We start from the raw sequence: 15,239 nt of genomic DNA on the forward strand, positions 1-15,239 counted from the left end.
CGCCGGTCCCGCACGACTCTTCCCGACGCGACTCCGAGAGGCCGGTATGTCAGAGGTCGACCGAGCCGCGAACGCCGCGAATGACACGAACGCACGCGGGCCGGTCGCGCGAATCGGGTGGGCGCTCGCCTTCGTCCTCCTCGCGGTTCCGATGGCGGTCATTCCGGCCGGCGGTGAGCTCACGGTCGTGAGCCTCTGGGGATTCCTCAACACGGCGCCGTCCGGCTCGAGCCTCGGCGGGTATCCGGTCTGGGCGTACTTCCTCGACCAGTCGCGGCCGTTCGCGGCGCTTCCCGCGTCGATCCGCGCGTGGCCGCTCGCGATCGGGTTCCATCTCCTCGCGGCGGCGAGCGCGGCGGCCGGCGTCGCGTTCGGTCGCGAGGACCGCCGCGTCACGGGCGGACTGCTCGTGTTAGCGGCGGCCGCGAGCCTGTGGGTCGCCGTCGGGCTCGCGACCCGGTTCGGGGTCGGAGCCACGTCCGGCCCCTTCACCGTGCTCCCGGTCGGCGCGATCGCGACGATCGCGGTCGCCGTCGCCGCGTACGGGAGCGACCTTCGGAACGTCGTCGTGCAGTAACCCAGCCTCGCCGCTCCGAGCCGGCGACCGCAACGCCGCGAGATTCCACCCGTGCATCGCCCGTCTTTATCAACGCAGCCCCGGAAGCACGCGCCATGACCACGCTGCCGACCGTCGTGGCCGTCACCGGGATCGCGGGGCTCGCGACGGGACTCGGCGCGCTGCCGGTGTTCGTCCGGGCGCGGGTGACCCACCGCGCCTACGACGCCGCGCTCGGGCTCGCCGCCGGGCTGATGGTCGCCGCCAGCGTCTTCGGGCTGATCCTCCCCGGGATGGAGGCGGGGACGCTCGCGGCGGTGACGACGGGCGTGCTCGTCGGGGGCGCCGCGCTGCTCGGCGGGAACTACGCGATCCCGCACCTCCACGCGCAGTACCGCGAGTGGCTCCCCGAGGGCGGCGCGACCAGCGACGACGTGGCGGCGATGCCGACGGGCGACGAGCGGCGCGGGATGACCGCCGACGACCCGCCGGGGGCGGCCACGGACGCGGCGGGCGGGGGCGAGTCCACGGCGACGGCCGGCGAAACGACGGCGACGACGGTCGAAGCCGACGAGACCGCCCGCGAGGTGACCCTCCGCAAGGCGCTGTTGATCGGCGGGGCGATCACCCTCCACAACGCGCCGGAGGGGCTGGCGATCGGCGTCGCCTTCGCGTCGGGGTTCGAGGAGGTGGCGCTGCTGCTCGCGGTCGTCATCGGCCTCCAGAACGTTCCCGACGGATTCGCGTTCGCGGTGCCGATGGCGGACACCGGGATGTCGAACCTCCGGGTGCTGTGGTACACAACCCTCTCGGGGCTGATCCCGCAGGTCGTCGCGGCCGTCTTCGGCTTCTCGCTTGTCGGGCTCGCCGCCGGGCTGTTCCCCGTCTCCGCCGGGTTCGCCGCGGGCGCGATGCTCGCGGTCGTCTTCCGGGAGCTGATCCCCTCCTCGCACGGCCACGGCCACGCCGACGCCGCGACCGGGGCGTTCCTCCTCGGATTCGTCCTGCTTGTCGTCGTCGACGCGGTCGTCGTGGTGTGAGCCGCACTCGGCGATAGACATTACCGGGTCGCCCGCGTCAGGCCGGCGTATGCTGGGCGGGATGGCCGGCGGACTCAGCGTCGAGGTGACCAGCGCGCTCATCGGCGGCGGCGCGGGCGTGCTCGCGTACGGAGTCCTGAACTGGAACGAGCGGCGGATCCGCCGCGATCGGTTCCGCCGGTCGCTGATCTTCGAGATCCGACACGTCGGGGCAGCGATCGAGCGACTGGAGCGGGCGCTCCCCGATTCCGAAGCGGCCGACCCCGAAACGGCGGCCGACCCCGAAACGGCGGCCGACCTCGACGTCGATCTCGACGACCTCCGCTCGCGGCTGTCGACGGACCTGCTCGACGCCGAGTTCCGGTCGATCGGGAAGCTGACGACCGTCGAGATACGCCACGTCTACCGGTTCCACGAGGCCGCCCGCGTGATCGCCCGGCGGGCCGAAACGGGCGCGCTCGATCCGGGCGATTCGACGCTCCGGGAGCAGATCGCCGTCGCGCTCGAGACGCGCGACGACGCGCTCGACAGCATCAGACGCAGCCGGCTCTCCCGGCTGACGGAGTGGTACAAAGACGTCGAGGCGAGGCGCTGATGACGAGCGCCACGTCGCGGCCGCTGACGCGCGCGGTCACCGCCCTCGGCGCGACGCTCGGGCTCCTCCTCCAATACGCGCCGCCGTTTCGCTGGGCGATGGGGCCGCGGTCGCGGTGGTGGGAGCCGCTGCGCGCGCGGATCTCGCGGCTCGCCGGCGCCGTCTTCGACGACCGGGCGGGGCCGCGGCCCGTCACCGAGGCCGAGTACGCCGGCACGGTTCGCCGGTCGCTCGACGAGACCGAGGCGCTGCTGTGGGCCCGCGGGTTCCGGCGGAACCCCCTCTCGCGGCTCAAGACCCGAGACGGTGACCCGGAGGTCGGCTCGTGGGTCTTCCGCGCGGTCCCGCTCGCGGAGCGACAGCTCCATCTCATCCTGTTTCCGGTCGAGTCGGCCGACGGGGGTCCCGGCGCCGGCGCGGTCGACGTCTACGCGCACGCGGAGCCGTCGAGCGTCAACCCGCTCGTGGCCGCGGCCCACTTCGACGCGACCGGACAGAACGTCGCCGAGGGCGTCGAGCAGGCGCGCGACCGTCTCCCGCTGGAGGTCGTCCGCGAGACGCCCGATCCCCCGGACGGGCCGTGGTCATCGCGAGAGTGACGGGAGCCCACGCCGCGGCCGGAGTCCACGTCTCTGCCTCCGGACCCCATACCGCGGCGGACGAGCGCGCGGCGTCCGTCCCTCGCGCACACACGACCGCGAAACGCTTTCGACGGCCCGACGCGTGACTCAAGCCATGTCGACCACGACCGTGTCAACGCCCGACGCCGACGAGGCGTGCGCCTACTGCGGCTCGCGGATCTTCGAGCACGACCCGATCTGCGTGCGCGACTGCGAGGCGGACTGCGGCTCGCCCGGGTACTTTTGTAACTACGCCTGCCTCGCGGCGCACGTCGACGAGGAGGACCTCACCGCGGGGAACGCCTGCGAGTGGTCGCCGGGGGAGTAGCCCGGTCACCGAACGCCCAAGTAGCCTGCGGTCGCCCTCGCGATCGCCTCGGTCGTTTCGTCGGTCAGTTGTCCCTCCTCACCGCGGATATCCGCGTGTCGAATCGTCACGACGGTCCACGGGTTGACGTACGTCTCGCGTGGGAGTCCACCGGCGACAAAATCGCTCTCCGTGAGCGGGATTGCGGCTGACCGACGCGTCGTCGTCGCGGCAACGTAGACGGCCTCCTCGTCCGCGAACGGATGCGTGTCGTCGCTGAGCCGGACGTACGGCCGGAACTCGTTGTCCGCGAACAGATCCGGTCCCTTGACTACCGCGCCGCGTTCGTCGGTCACGCCTCGTCCTCGCCATAGTAGTCGTCCGTCGTCGACGCCGAGCTCGCCGCCTGTTGCGCGGCGAAGGATGCGAGCCGATCGTCCTCGGCGATCGCCCAGTACCGCCCGCGATGGCGGACGAGCCCGCGGTCCTCGAGCCGAGACAGGACTGCGCCGACGCTGCCGCGCTTGATCCCCGTTCGCTCGTGGAGTTCGGTCTGCGTGAACGCCTGATCGTCGTGGTCGGCGAGGAACGCGAGGATGCGATACGGTTGCGTTCCGGGAGCGACGTCGAGCGCCGCCTCCGGCTCGTCGTCGAACGCGTCGATACCGATCGGCATGTGTCATAAGATGTAATACTCTGTAATAAATATGACGACGGATTCACGGCTACACGAGTATGAGGAACTCGACATCGTCAGAAAAGACGCTCCTCAAAGAATCGAGCGTCCGTTACTCGTTCCGCGGACTGCTCGGATGGTAGTCGGTATCGTACTCGCCCGGGTTATCGTCCACGCGGTCGGGGTTGATCCGGCCGGCGAGCAGCATGAAGTCGAGGACGGTGCAGTACAGCATCGCCTCGACGACGGGGACCGCCCGCGGCGGGAGCACGGGGTCGTGGCGGCCGACGACCTGGATCTCCTTCTCCTCGCCCGTCTCCCAGTCGGCGGAGCGCTGCTTCTTGGGGATCGAGGTGGGCGCGTGCCACGTCGCCTCGCCGTAGATCGGCTCCCCGGTCGTGATCCCGCCCTGGAGCCCGCCGTGGTCGTTGCCGACGGGGACCGGGTCGCCCTCCTCGCTCTCGACGTGGTCGAACGACTCGCCGTCGTCGAACGTCCAGTCCTCGTTGCGGTCGCTGCCGGCGACGCCGACGGCGTCGTTGCCGAGCCCGAACTCGACGCCGGTCGTCGCCGGGATGGAGAACATCGCCTGCCCGAGCCGGGACGGGAAGCCGTCGAACCGCGGCGCGCCGAGCCCGCGCGGGACGCCGCGGCACTCGAAGTAGATGGAGCCGCCGATGGAGTCGCCCTCCTCCTGGTACTGTTCGATCAGCTCCTGCATCTCGGCGGCCGCCTCGGGGTCGGCACAGCGCACGTCGTTCTCCTCGCTGTTCGCGAGGAGCTGCTCGAAGCTCACCTTGTCGGCCTCGACGTCGCCGATCCGGTTGACGTGCGCTTTGATCTCCACGTCGTACTCGGAGGCGTCGAGGATCTGCTCGGCGACCGCGCCGGCCGCGACCCAGTTCACCGTCTCGCGCGCGGAGGAGCGCCCGCCGCCGCCCCAGTTGCGCGTGCCGAACTTCGCGGAGTAGGTGTAGTCGCCGTGCGAGGGGCGCGGCGCCGTGACGTACGGCTCGTACTTCCCCGAGCGCGCGTCCTTGTTCTGGATCACCATGCCGATCGGCGTCCCGGTGGTGTAGCCGTCCTGGACGCCGGAGTTGACGACGACCTCGTCGGGTTCGCCCCGGGAGGTGGTGATCATCGACTGGCCCGGCTTGCGCCGGTCGAGCTGCGCCTGGATCGCCTCCTCGTCGAGCTCGACCCCCGCGGGCACGCCCGAGACCGTCACGCCCATCGCGTCGCCGTGGCTCTCGCCGTACGTCGTCACCTGGAAGAGCCGACCGAACCGGTTCCCGTTCATACCCGACCGTACGGCCGAGGGCATATAGGGGTTGCAATCCGCGCAACCGACCGGGCGGACGGGCGGCCGCGGCCCCACGGTCGAACTCGCGTCGATCCCGCCCCCTCGCCGCGACCGACGGGCGTTTATAAGTTGATCCCGTTGGTGGGGGCGTGCGCGAACGTCTCACCTCCGACCTGGGCGTGTACGCCCTCTCGGGCCTGTTCTCGCTGGTCGTCTTCGCCGTGGCGCTCGGGATCCTCTCGCGGACGCTGCCGGGGGGGCTCGGCTCTCGCCAGCTCGTCGGGCTCGTGGTCGGCTACCTGCTGTTCATCGGCGCGTACACCAGCGCGTGGTTCATCTACAGCGAGATCGACAGCCGCGAGGAGATCTGAGCGCGCGGCGACCGAGCGACCGGTCGACCCCCGCGGTGCCGCCTGCCGAACGGTTTTCACGCCGCCCCGCGACGGGCCGGTATGACCTGGGACACCATCACGCTCGATGTCGACACCGAGAGCGACGTGGCGACGCTCACCGTCGACCGCCCGGAGCAGCTCAACGCGCTCACCGTAGACACCCTCGAAGCGATCGAGGAGGCGCTCGCCGAGGCCGAAGCGGCGGGCGCCCGCGCGCTGGTGGTGGCCGGCGCGGGCGACGAGGCGTTCGTCGCGGGCGCGGACATCTCGTACATGGTCGAGCTGTCGACGCCGGAGGCGCAGGCGTACGCCGAGCTCGGCCACCGCGTCGCCGACGCGATCGAGTCGTTCCCGGCGCCGACGGTCGCCGCGATCGACGGCTACGCGTTCGGTGGCGGGTGCGAGCTGGCGCTCGCGTGTGACCTCCGGGTGGCCGCCGAGAGCGCCGTCCTCGGCCAGACCGAGATCGACCTCGGCATCATTCCGGGATGGGGCGGCACCCAGCGGCTCGCGCGGCTCGTCGGCGACGAGACGGCGAAGCGACTCGTCTTCCTCGGCGAGCGGATCGACGCGACCGAGGCGGCCGAGGTCGGCTTCGTCGGCGAGGTCGTCGCCGACGACGCGTTCGACGACCGGATCGACGAGCTTGCCGGCGAGCTGGCCGCGAAGCCGGCGTTCGCGACCCGCGCCGCGAAGGAGGCGCTCAACGCGGTCCACGACGGCACCCAGCGAGGCGGGCTCGCCTTGGAGCGCCGGGCGTGGTCCGGCCTGTTCGGCACCCACGACCAGCGCGAGGGAATGCGGGCGTTCTTAGAGAAGCGCGAGCCGGAGTTCGAGTAGACCCGAGTTCGGGGGACAGACTGGATGGGAATTTGTGCGATGGCGCGCCTCCGAGCGGTCGCCGTCGGCGACCGCGAGGTGCCCGCGAGGGACGCGGTGAGCGCTCGAAGAGCGCGAACCGCGAGGCTGGGGAGGTGTGAGGCTGCGGTGCCGTGCGGTCGGGTGTGGGACTCAAAGGGGCAGCCGGGAGGCGGGCGCAGGCGACGAAAGCACTGCAGGGAGCGAGCACCGCGAGCGACTGAAGCGCGCAGCGAGCGTGCGCCCGCCTCCCGGCTGGGGCTTTGGAGGTGGTCACCGCAGAGTCGTTGATTACGTATCGCCGAGTGGCTGGGGAGTTGGAGGGGTTCTCCGTCGATCCGCAGTCGGCTAGTTATAAATGAGCGGCAGGCGGTTCGGCGGTCGGCGCACCCGACCACCCCTCGTTTCGAGACGAGTCGCAACAGCACACGCACCCGACCGCTGCGTGGTATCGGCCCGCATCGAGCGACGTAACCGCCACGCTTTATTAATCCGCCCGAGTACCGGCGACATGGACCAGTTGCGGCAGTCGCTCCTCGACGCGCCGATCATCGAGAAAGGCGAGTACCAGTACTTCGTCCACCCGATCAGCGACGGCGTCCCGATGCTCGAACCGGAGCTGCTCCGGGAGATCGTCATCCGGATCATCCGGAAGGCGGAGCTGGAGAACGTCGACAAGATCGTCACCCCCGCGGCGATGGGGATCCACATCTCCACCGCGCTCTCGCTGATGACCGACATCCCCCTCGTGGTCATCCGCAAGCGCCAGTACGGCCTCGACGGCGAGGTCCCGCTGTTCCAAGAGACCGGGTACTCCGAGTCGGAGATGTACATCAACGACGTCGAGGAGGGCGACCGCGTGCTCGTGCTCGACGACGTGCTCTCGACGGGCGGCACGATGAAGGCGATCTTAGACGCGCTGACGAACGAGGTCGGCGCCGAGGTCGTCGACGTCGTCGCCGTGATCAAGAAGGCCGGCGACAACGAGCTCGACGGGACCGACTACAACGTGAAGACGCTGATCAACGTCACCGTCGAGGACGGCGAGGTCGTGATCGTCGACGCGCAGGGCGACGAGTAGGGACCTGTTCGGGTTTAGCTACTCCGTCACTTGAGTTCCGTTGACCTCTCTATCAACGGATCTAACAGACCTGCTGCATACAGCGGGTAGACGCATCAAAGCGGTACCGGGAGACCGAGGCGGTACCGGCACGAAACGCAGATCAGGGAACAGACGCCCTACCAAAGGGGGGGTCTGGGTGCGAAGTGGAAGAACTAACGTTACTCGACAGCGTCAACACCGACAAATGGGGTACGAGTACACCGGCGACGTCCACGAAGAACTCGTCGAGTCCTATCGAGCAGACGAATCGTCTCTCCCGAAGGACGCCTCGCGGGGCTATCCGCCCCGCGATTCGCTGCGCGATGAACCACCGCTCCTCAAACAGCTCCTGTTTCCCAGATGCTGGAACGCGACGGAACTGTTGGACGACCCCGACGAAACCCGTGCCCGGCTGACCGAACTCGGCAGCTGCATACACACAGGTATCACGGCCTATTCGAGCCGTGACGCAGACGATTTGACCCCGATCGTCGACAGGACGCTCGACCGGCTGCCGGCGATTCGACGGGCCCTCGAAAAGGACGTCGAGGCCGCGTACAAGGGCGATCCCGCAGCGAAGAGCAAGTGTGAGATCATCCGGTCGTATCCCGGTTTTCACGCGATCATGACCCACAGGGTGGCGCACAGCCTCTATGCGGAGGACAGCTTCGAGTACGCCCGCGAACTCGCCGAGTACTCGAAGGTCGAGACGGGCATCGACATCCATCCAGGTGCGGAGATTGGTGAGTATTTCTTCATCGATCACGGGACCGGGGTCGTCATCGGCGAGACGGCGACAGTCGGCGACTGGGTCCGGATCTACCAGAACGTCACTCTCGGCGCACTCCACTTCGAGGAGGAAGAGGGTGCAGACCACATGCTGGCGAAGGATTATAAGCGTCATCCCGATATCGGCGATCACGTCGTCATCGGTGCCGGGAGCAACATACTCGGGACGGTAGAAATCGGCGACCACGTGAGCATCGGTGCGAACGCCTGGGTGACCGACGACGTCCCGGACGACACGAGCGTGTTCATTTCGGATCACCCCGATCAGGAGCAGAAATCGAACAGGTAGTGGCTTCGGAGTTCACGGGCAGTACTCGACACAGCCCAGTTACGAAACGACATCTCTGTAACGGCGGTCTCGTAGCGACCGTCTTGCAAGATACGCGCTCTGTATTCGGCACAGCTGCTGACACCTGTTGTTAGCGACGGGTTTCGACAAAGCCGTCTCGTCAACGAACGGGCACCGATCCGACGGCTCCCTCGGAGACGCGCGCCACCGGCCTGAAACGTCGACTGATAAACCCCGCGTCCGCCCGGCGTCGCTGCCGGGCGCGGGCGCCTTTTATGTCGCGGTCGTGAAGAGGGGGGTACACATGAGTAGCGCGTTATTCGTCGTGAGCGAGGAAGGGTACTGGGCCGAGGAGTGCATCGAACCGCTGACGACGCTCGAAGCGGAAGGCGTCGACGTGACGATCGCGACGCCGTCGGGCTCGCCGCCGGTCGTCGACGAGCGGTCGCTGGACCCGGAGGCGGCGGGCGGCGAGGAGCGCGTCGCGGAGTTCCGCGAGGTCGACGAGGAGCACCCGAAGCTCAACGACCCGGAACCGATCGCGACCGTCGACGCCGACGGCTACGACGCGGTCGTCTTCCCCGGCGGCCACGGCACCGTCTGGGACGTGAACCAGGACCGGCACGCGCGCCAGCTGCTGCTGGACGCGGTCGCGGGCGACGACGGCGTCGCGCTCGTCGTCTGCCACGCGGTCGGCATCCTGGCGTTCACCCGCGAGGCCGACGGGACGCCCCTCGTCGAGGGCCGCTCCGTCACGGGCTTCCCGAACGAGTGGGAGGACGGCATCGTCGACGACGAGGACGTGATGCCGGACGGCCGGAAGCTCCCGTACTGGGTGGAAGACGAGGTCGTCCTCGCCGGCGCCGACTGGGACGCCGAGCTCGACGCCGACACCAGCGTCACGGTCGACGGCGACCTGATCACCGCCCGCGGCCCGGGCTCTTCGGCCGACGCCGCGGCGACGCTGCTGGACGAGCTGTAGACGGTTTTAAATAGGGTCGCGGGCGCTCACCGGATCACGAACGCCGGCTCCCCGATCCGCTCGCTTTTGCACTCCGGGCACCGCGACGGCTCGTTGACCGGGTCGTCGAAGCCGTCGAAGCCGCAGTCGCGGCACTCGGGCGGCGCGACGAGGAACTCCTCGTCGGCGGCGGCGTCGGCGACCGACCGCGAGACGTGCTCCAGGTGCTCGTACACGACCGGCGTCGGCAGCGACAGCGACTCGCTGAGGTCGCTCGCGGTCGCCGGGCCCTCGCGGAGCGTCTCGGCGATCCGCTTGCGCGTCGTCTCCATGGCTGGCGTTCGCGGGCGGCGAATAAAACGGCGACGGCGCGGCGACGCCGTGACGATTCCGACGCCCGGTCCCGCGCCCGCGGCCTCACGCCTCGGCTCGCGGCGCCAACACCACCAGCGCGACGCTGTCCTCGCGCGCGGTCGGCTCGACGGCCGACTCCCCCTCGAACCGGAGGATCTCCCCGGCCTCGACCGGGTGGGAGTCGCCGTCGAGCGCGACGTCGACGGCGCCCTCCAGCACGTGGAACAGCACTGTTCGATCGGGGTGCTCGTGCTCGGGCACGCGCTCGCCCGCCGCCAGCGACAGCCGGATCGTCTTCGGCTCCTTCCCGGGGAAGGCGTCCGCGTGCGGCTCGCCGTCGAGGTCGGCGACCCGAGCCCGGTCGGCCGGCGCGGAGTCGTCGTTCGCCGCGTCGCCGCTGGGGTCGTCGTCGACGGAGTCGTCGCCGCCGGACTCGTCGCCCGCGGCCTTCGGGAGTTCGGCGATGAACTTGGACGGTCCCTCCCGCGTCACGGCGTAGCCGTCCGCGTCGAACGCGGGCAGCTCGGCGGCCATCTCGTGGTAGAGCGGTTTCGGGTCGTGGTCGTTGACGATCGTCAGCGTCTCGCCCGGCGCCAGCTCCGCGAAGGCGTCGTGGATCCGCCCGTGTCGCTCGCTCGGCGGGAGCTCTCGCACGTCGAGTTCGGTCATCGTGGGTGCCGTTGCGCCCGGAACCCTCATGTGCGGTGTCGCGAACACGTTCGGGGCGCGGACCGCGCACGTCCCCGACGATCCCCGTGACGTGGTGGAGCCCGGGCGTGTCAGCGAGCATGCCCTCGCGGCGGGGGCGCATCCCAAACCAATATCGGTCGGGTGGAGCTGGGCGGGGTCGGATTGGACCGAGACGGGCGGGACCGAGCCGAGGCGCTTAGGAGAGCCACAGCAGCCGGACGTTGCTCGCGGTGAGGTAGGTGCCGACGAGCGTCAGGAGGACAGGCGGGAAGTAGTAGAGGAGCGCGTCGCCGTCGCGGGCGCCCGAGACGCTGATCCACAACATCACGAGGTAGACGGCGATCTTCAGGAGGACGAGCCCGGAGAGCCCGAAGGAGTCGAGCGCGAGCGCGACGACCGGGTTCGCCTCGTCGATCGTCGGGACGTACTCCAGAAAGGCGACCGTCGAGACGATGTCCCCGACGCCGTACGTCGCCGTCGCGGCGATCCACAGCCAGTAGAACTCCTGCGGCCGGCGGCTGTACGCCGGGCGACGTCGCCGTCGATCGCGGGACCGGGACACGTCCCGACGTGTCCGGCGGCCGACCTGAATCTGTCGGTCGGGCGTCGGCGATCGGGTGTCGACGGTCGGCAGTCGGTGATCGGCCGTCGACGATCGGCCGTCGGTCCCCGCTGCGGAACGCGGGGGCGCCGCTTCCGGATCGTTCAATGTCGGTCGGCCGGAGGGATCCCCATGGGCACGCCACTGGAGCCGCGTGAGGAACAGGTCGCGGAGGTCCTCGACCGGCTGTACGAGGAGTATCCGGACTCGACGATCTCGCTGAACTACTCGAACCGGTTGGAGCTGCTCATCGCCGTGATCCTCTCGGCGCAGTGCACCGACGAGCGCGTGAACGCGGTGTGTGCCGACCTCTTCGAGACGTACGAGACGCCCGAGGAGTACGCGAACGCGCCCCAAGAGGAGCTCGCCGAGGCGATCAACTCCATCACCTACTACAACAACAAGGCGAAGTACATCCGGTCGGCGTGCGCGGACATCGCGGAGGAACACGACGGCGAGGTGCCGGACACGATGTCCGAGCTGACGGATCTGGCGGGCGTCGGGCGCAAGACCGCCAACGTCGTCCTCCAGCACGGCCACGACGTCGTCGAGGGGATCGTCGTCGACACCCACGTCCAGCGGCTCACCCGCCGGCTCGGAATCACGGAAGAGGAGCGCCCAGAGGCGATCGAGCAGGACCTCCTCGACGTCGTTCCCGAAGCGGACTGGCAGCAGTTCACGCACCTCATGATCGACCACGGGCGCGCCACGTGTACCGCGATCAACCCGGACTGCGCCGACTGCGCGCTCGCGGACATCTGTCCCTCCGAGAAGGGCGACGGCGGCGTCGACCTCGCGAGCGGCGAGGCGTGGTAACGGGTTCGCGCGACCGACGGGAGCGATGAGCGAGTGTCGCACGCGTGTTTAAACACCCCTTCGAACGGGGGTCCTCCCCGAATGCTTCCACGCGAGAGGGAACTCGCTTCGTAGTTTATCTTCCATACCAACGTACTCGCAAGTGAGGAGAGACACTATGTCAACCAAAACCACAAACGAGTTCGGCGGGGAGATCGGCGGCGTCACGCTCCTGGGGAAGGCGCACTCGCTGTCGGCGCTGTTCATCGTCATGCTCCGGGCGACGATCGGGGGGATGATCCTGTTTGCCGGGCTCGGGAAAGTGACCGGCGAGCCGTTCGACGCCAGCGGGTACCTCGTCCACGCGCCCGACGCGGCGAGTCCGGTCAGCGGGCTGTACGCCGCGATGGGCTCGACGCCGTGGTTCGTCGAGTTCGCGAACGTGTTCGTGCCCGCGACGCAGCTGCTCATCGGGACGGCGCTCATCCTGGGCGCGTTCGTCCGCCTAGCCGCGCTCGGCGGCGCGATGCAGATGCTGCTGTTCTACCTCGGCGGGTGGAGCGGCGACGCGCTCGCGCTGTTCGACTCGACGCTGGTGTACGCGGTCGTGTTCCTCACGGTCGCGGCGTTCGGCGCGGGTCGCGTCCTCGGGCTGGACGCCTACATCGAGCGGATCGAGGTCGGCGGCGAGGCGCTGACCGAGCGGTTCCCGAAGCTCCGCTACGTCCTCGGGTGAACGAGGACGAGCGCGGCGCGGGGTGCATCGGTCAGGTGAGCGCGTACTGCCGACTCGATTTCCGCCGATTCGGTTCCTCGGTCCGTCTCATCGCCGAGCGTCGGTGCGGGGGCGCGAAATGAATCCGATGACGCCCGCGGCGCTGATCCGACAAACCGGACCGACAGCGTATCGCAGGGCGCCCTCCCAAGGGAACGCCCCCTCACACGGAACGACTCGCGTCGGCCGGGAGCAACGGCAGTGGCGTCGTTCAGTCGCGAGCACCCGCACCGAGATGTTCCAGAAGGAGTGCGGCGACGCGGTCGGGATACTCGTGTGGCACCCAGTGAGTCGCGTCCGGGAATCGCTCTAAGCGCCCGTCCGAACAGTATTGGACGCTTTCCTCGGCCATCCGCGGAATCAGAGCTTGGTCGTTCTCGCCCCAGACAACGAGCGTGGGAGCGTCGACCCGTTCGCGGGGCGGCTCTCTCTGCCGTCGAAACAGGGCGCGGTACCAGTCGATCATCGAGCCGACGGCGTCCTCGCGGCCCCAAGCCAGTCGGTAGCGTTCGAAGTCCTGTTCGTCGAACGTCCCCGCCCGCGAGCCGCCCTCCATCGCGTTCACGAAGAAGGCGAACCGGTTCCGGCTGGTTACCCACTCAGGGAGCAGCGGCAACTGAAAGAAGAACATGTACCAGCTGTTCCGCAGCTGAGCGAAGTCGGAGGTGAGCGTCCGCTGGAAGACGGTCGGGTGTGGGACGTTGACGATACCGAGCCGGTCGACGACTTCGGGATGACGCAGCGCCAGGTCCCAAGCCACGGCCGCCCCCCAGTCGTGTCCCACGACGTGGGCGCTCTCGCGGCCCGCCGTCTCGATGAGGCCGACGACATCGGCCGAGAGCGTGTCGACGCTGTACGCGTCGAACCCGTCGGGTTTCTCGCTCCGGTTGTAGCCGCGCTGGTCCGGGACGACGACGCGGTAGCCGGCCTCCACGAGCGGGTCTAGGAATTCGCGCCACTCGTACCAGAACTCGGGGAACCCGTGTAGCAGGACGACCAGCGGATCGTCGGGGTCGCCGGCGCTGACAGCGTGGAGTTCGACGCCGTTGACCTCCCGGTACGTGCGTTCGACGCCGGGAACGTCGGGAAGCGGCGCCGACGCCCTGTCCGAGCCGCTCATGGCGTCACCGTCCGCCAGACGGTGCCCGGCCGGAGCAGATCAGTGGGCGCGACTTCCATCCCGACGACGCGGTAGAAGGCCTCCGAGAGATGCGGGTCGGTGTGGGCCTGACGGACCAGCCGCGAGAGGTAGGTGTCGAACATCGAAGCGCCCGGCGGCGTCGGTCCGGTGGTCTCCTCGAATGCGGCGTCGGACCCGACGGCCATCTGCCACGCGATGTCGACGACGTCCGCCGTCCGCTCGGCGAACCGTTCGCCGATGGGTCTGCCGCCGCTCGCGGCGAGCGTTTCGTGGAGCGTTAACGCCACTAAGGCGGCGACTGACATCCCTTGGCCGTAGATCGGGTTGAAGCTCGCGACCGCGTCGCCCACGACGACCAGGCCGCCGGGGAACCGGTCCAGCTCCTCGTAGCGAACTCGCCGGTTCGACGGGAAGGGGTACCGTTCGACGCCGGCGGACACCACCTCGTGCGAGGCGAGGATCGCTTCGATCTCCTCGATGGGGAGCTCCCGGGCGTACGGGAGGAACTCCTCGACGGTGGCGGGCGGGTCCATCTCGTGCATCCCACCGAGGGTCACAACCCACTCGCCGCCTTCGACAGGGAAGGCAGCGCCCCCGCGGGTTCTGGGCGCCGACTGGGGGACGAACGGCATCCGGCGGTCCCCCTCCGGACGGTCGACCCGAACGGTGCTGTAGACCATGTCGATCTCGACCTCTTCGACCGGGGGCTCACCGTAGCCGTTCTCGGCCAGCCAGGCCGGCGTTCGACTGGTCCGACCCGTCGCGTCGACGACCAGATCCGCATCCAGCGTCTCGAGTCCGTCGTCGCCCCTGACACGGACCCCGTCGATCCGGTCGCCGGCGGCGTCGGTCCGGTAGGCCGCGAACTGCGTCTCGTCCCGGACCGTCACCCCGTCCAAGTCGGCGAGGCGCCGGCGGACGACCGTCTCCAGGAGGGGCCTGCTCGCGCAGTACATCTCCATCCGCGTCGCCGGCGGAGTGAGGTAGCCGCCTTCGTCGTAGTGGCGCAGTTCTTGGCCCACGTCGATGATCAGCGCCCCGGCGTCGACGAGGTCCTCCCCGTATCCCGGGAAGAGGTCGCTGATGGTCGAACGGCCGGCCTCCAGAAGCACGTGTACGTGTTTCCCCTGAGGAACGCCGGCCCTCGTCTCGGGAGCCGTCGGCAGGGCGTCTCGTTCGACGACCGTGACCCGCTCGTAGGCGTCGTCGAGGACGCGGGCGGCCAGCAGCCCGGCCATGCTCGCTCCCAAGACCACTGCTCGTTCGCCCTTGGTCGATACCCGCTCTCCGTCGTATCTGAGGGTCTCGTCCAGCGTCATAGCTCGATCGTCGGATGGTCCAGCTCTCCGGTGGGCGGCCCGATCTTGGTAACAGCTAACGCTTCTGTAGGATAAT

Annotated in this window: 20 protein-coding genes; 12 read left to right on the top strand and 8 right to left on the bottom strand. The window is 69.2% G+C overall.

The features are described from left to right. Positions 1–46 precede the first annotated feature (46 nt). From Hrr1229_RS01705 to Hrr1229_RS01725, 5 genes are all read left to right on the top strand, one after another. A complete protein-coding gene (locus Hrr1229_RS01705) occupies positions 47–577 on the top strand; it encodes a TIGR04206 family protein (RefSeq protein ID WP_123114495.1) in 531 nt (176 codons plus the stop codon). Between the two features lie 95 nt (positions 578–672). Beyond that, positions 673–1,596 (top strand): ZIP family metal transporter, encoded by a 924-nt coding sequence (locus Hrr1229_RS01710; protein ID WP_123114494.1) that lies wholly within the window; start codon positions 673–675, stop codon positions 1,594–1,596. A 49-nt stretch (positions 1,597–1,645) separates the two neighbouring features. Continuing rightward, positions 1,646–2,191 (top strand): hypothetical protein, encoded by a 546-nt coding sequence (locus Hrr1229_RS01715; protein ID WP_123114493.1) that lies wholly within the window; start codon positions 1,646–1,648, stop codon positions 2,189–2,191. Further along, positions 2,191–2,790 (top strand): hypothetical protein, encoded by a 600-nt coding sequence (locus tag Hrr1229_RS01720; protein ID WP_123114492.1) that lies wholly within the window; start codon positions 2,191–2,193, stop codon positions 2,788–2,790. The genes Hrr1229_RS01715 and Hrr1229_RS01720 overlap by 1 nt, the downstream gene beginning before the upstream one ends. Before the next feature lie 136 nt (positions 2,791–2,926). Next, the gene (locus tag Hrr1229_RS01725) at positions 2,927–3,139 is read left to right on the top strand and encodes a hypothetical protein (protein ID WP_123114491.1); all 213 of its coding nucleotides are present in this window, start codon (positions 2,927–2,929) and stop codon (positions 3,137–3,139) included. A 5-nt stretch (positions 3,140–3,144) separates the two neighbouring features. Here the strand turns inward: Hrr1229_RS01725 and Hrr1229_RS01730 are convergent, their stop codons facing one another. The 3 genes from Hrr1229_RS01730 to aroC all read right to left on the bottom strand — a co-directional run bounded on the left by Hrr1229_RS01730 (position 3,145) and on the right by aroC (position 5,094). Beyond that, positions 3,145–3,474: a hypothetical protein gene (locus Hrr1229_RS01730; RefSeq protein ID WP_123114490.1), complete on the bottom strand. Its 330-nt coding sequence runs from the start codon at positions 3,472–3,474 to the stop codon at positions 3,145–3,147. Continuing rightward, on the bottom strand, positions 3,471–3,794 hold the full coding sequence (locus Hrr1229_RS01735) for a helix-turn-helix domain-containing protein (protein WP_123114489.1): 324 nt from the start codon (positions 3,792–3,794) through the stop codon (positions 3,471–3,473). The genes Hrr1229_RS01730 and Hrr1229_RS01735 overlap by 4 nt, the downstream gene beginning before the upstream one ends. A 112-nt stretch (positions 3,795–3,906) precedes the next feature. Continuing rightward, on the bottom strand, positions 3,907–5,094 hold the full coding sequence (aroC, locus tag Hrr1229_RS01740; protein ID WP_123114488.1) for a chorismate synthase: 1,188 nt from the start codon (positions 5,092–5,094) through the stop codon (positions 3,907–3,909). Between the two features lie 152 nt (positions 5,095–5,246). On the opposite strand from aroC, the gene Hrr1229_RS01745 reads away from it, so the two are divergent. The 5 genes from Hrr1229_RS01745 (at position 5,247) to Hrr1229_RS01765 (ending at position 9,509) form a co-directional block, all read left to right on the top strand. Further along, positions 5,247–5,468: a hypothetical protein gene (locus tag Hrr1229_RS01745; protein ID WP_123114487.1), complete on the top strand. Its 222-nt coding sequence runs from the start codon at positions 5,247–5,249 to the stop codon at positions 5,466–5,468. Positions 5,469–5,549: 81 nt separating this feature from the next. Beyond that, positions 5,550–6,329: an enoyl-CoA hydratase-related protein gene (locus Hrr1229_RS01750; protein WP_123114486.1), complete on the top strand. Its 780-nt coding sequence runs from the start codon at positions 5,550–5,552 to the stop codon at positions 6,327–6,329. A 529-nt stretch (positions 6,330–6,858) separates the two neighbouring features. Continuing rightward, entirely contained in the window at positions 6,859–7,428 is a 570-nt protein-coding gene (gene hpt, locus Hrr1229_RS01755) for a hypoxanthine/guanine phosphoribosyltransferase (RefSeq protein WP_123114485.1), read from the top strand. A 226-nt stretch (positions 7,429–7,654) separates the two neighbouring features. Then, positions 7,655–8,527 carry a serine O-acetyltransferase EpsC gene (gene epsC, locus Hrr1229_RS01760; RefSeq protein WP_123114484.1) on the top strand — a complete coding sequence of 291 codons (873 nt, stop codon included), beginning with the start codon at positions 7,655–7,657 and terminating at the stop codon, positions 8,525–8,527. Positions 8,528–8,831: 304 nt separating this feature from the next. Further along, positions 8,832–9,509: a type 1 glutamine amidotransferase domain-containing protein gene (locus Hrr1229_RS01765; RefSeq protein ID WP_123114483.1), complete on the top strand. Its 678-nt coding sequence runs from the start codon at positions 8,832–8,834 to the stop codon at positions 9,507–9,509. Between the two features lie 26 nt (positions 9,510–9,535). On the opposite strand, the gene Hrr1229_RS01770 is transcribed toward Hrr1229_RS01765, so the two are convergent. The 3 genes from Hrr1229_RS01770 to Hrr1229_RS01780 form a co-directional block, all read right to left on the bottom strand. Next, positions 9,536–9,820, bottom strand: a complete 285-nt coding sequence (locus tag Hrr1229_RS01770) for an ArsR family transcriptional regulator (RefSeq protein ID WP_123114482.1) — start codon at positions 9,818–9,820, stop codon at positions 9,536–9,538. 85 nt (positions 9,821–9,905) lie between these two features. Beyond that, positions 9,906–10,511, bottom strand: a complete 606-nt coding sequence (locus Hrr1229_RS01775; RefSeq protein ID WP_123114481.1) for a DUF2249 domain-containing protein — start codon at positions 10,509–10,511, stop codon at positions 9,906–9,908. 217 nt (positions 10,512–10,728) lie between these two features. Beyond that, entirely contained in the window at positions 10,729–11,094 is a 366-nt protein-coding gene (locus tag Hrr1229_RS01780; RefSeq protein ID WP_123114480.1) for a hypothetical protein, read from the bottom strand. A gap of 171 nt (positions 11,095–11,265) precedes the next feature. On the opposite strand from Hrr1229_RS01780, the gene nth reads away from it, so the two are divergent. Both nth and Hrr1229_RS01790 read left to right on the top strand, forming a co-directional pair. Further along, positions 11,266–11,949: an endonuclease III gene (gene nth / locus Hrr1229_RS01785; protein WP_123114479.1), complete on the top strand. Its 684-nt coding sequence runs from the start codon at positions 11,266–11,268 to the stop codon at positions 11,947–11,949. A 157-nt stretch (positions 11,950–12,106) separates the two neighbouring features. Further along, entirely contained in the window at positions 12,107–12,664 is a 558-nt protein-coding gene (locus Hrr1229_RS01790; RefSeq protein WP_123114478.1) for a DoxX family protein, read from the top strand. Between the two features lie 250 nt (positions 12,665–12,914). On the opposite strand, the gene Hrr1229_RS01795 is transcribed toward Hrr1229_RS01790, so the two are convergent. Together Hrr1229_RS01795 and Hrr1229_RS01800 are read right to left on the bottom strand one after the other, a co-directional pair. Next, on the bottom strand, positions 12,915–13,823 hold the full coding sequence (locus Hrr1229_RS01795) for an alpha/beta hydrolase (RefSeq protein WP_123114477.1): 909 nt from the start codon (positions 13,821–13,823) through the stop codon (positions 12,915–12,917). After that, entirely contained in the window at positions 13,820–15,163 is a 1,344-nt protein-coding gene (locus Hrr1229_RS01800) for an FAD-dependent monooxygenase (RefSeq protein ID WP_123114476.1), read from the bottom strand. The genes Hrr1229_RS01795 and Hrr1229_RS01800 overlap by 4 nt, the downstream gene beginning before the upstream one ends. Positions 15,164–15,239: the final 76 nt, after the last annotated feature.

This window comes from Halorubrum sp. CBA1229 (assembly GCF_003721435.2).
Classification (GTDB): Archaea; Halobacteriota; Halobacteria; order Halobacteriales; family Haloferacaceae; genus Halorubrum.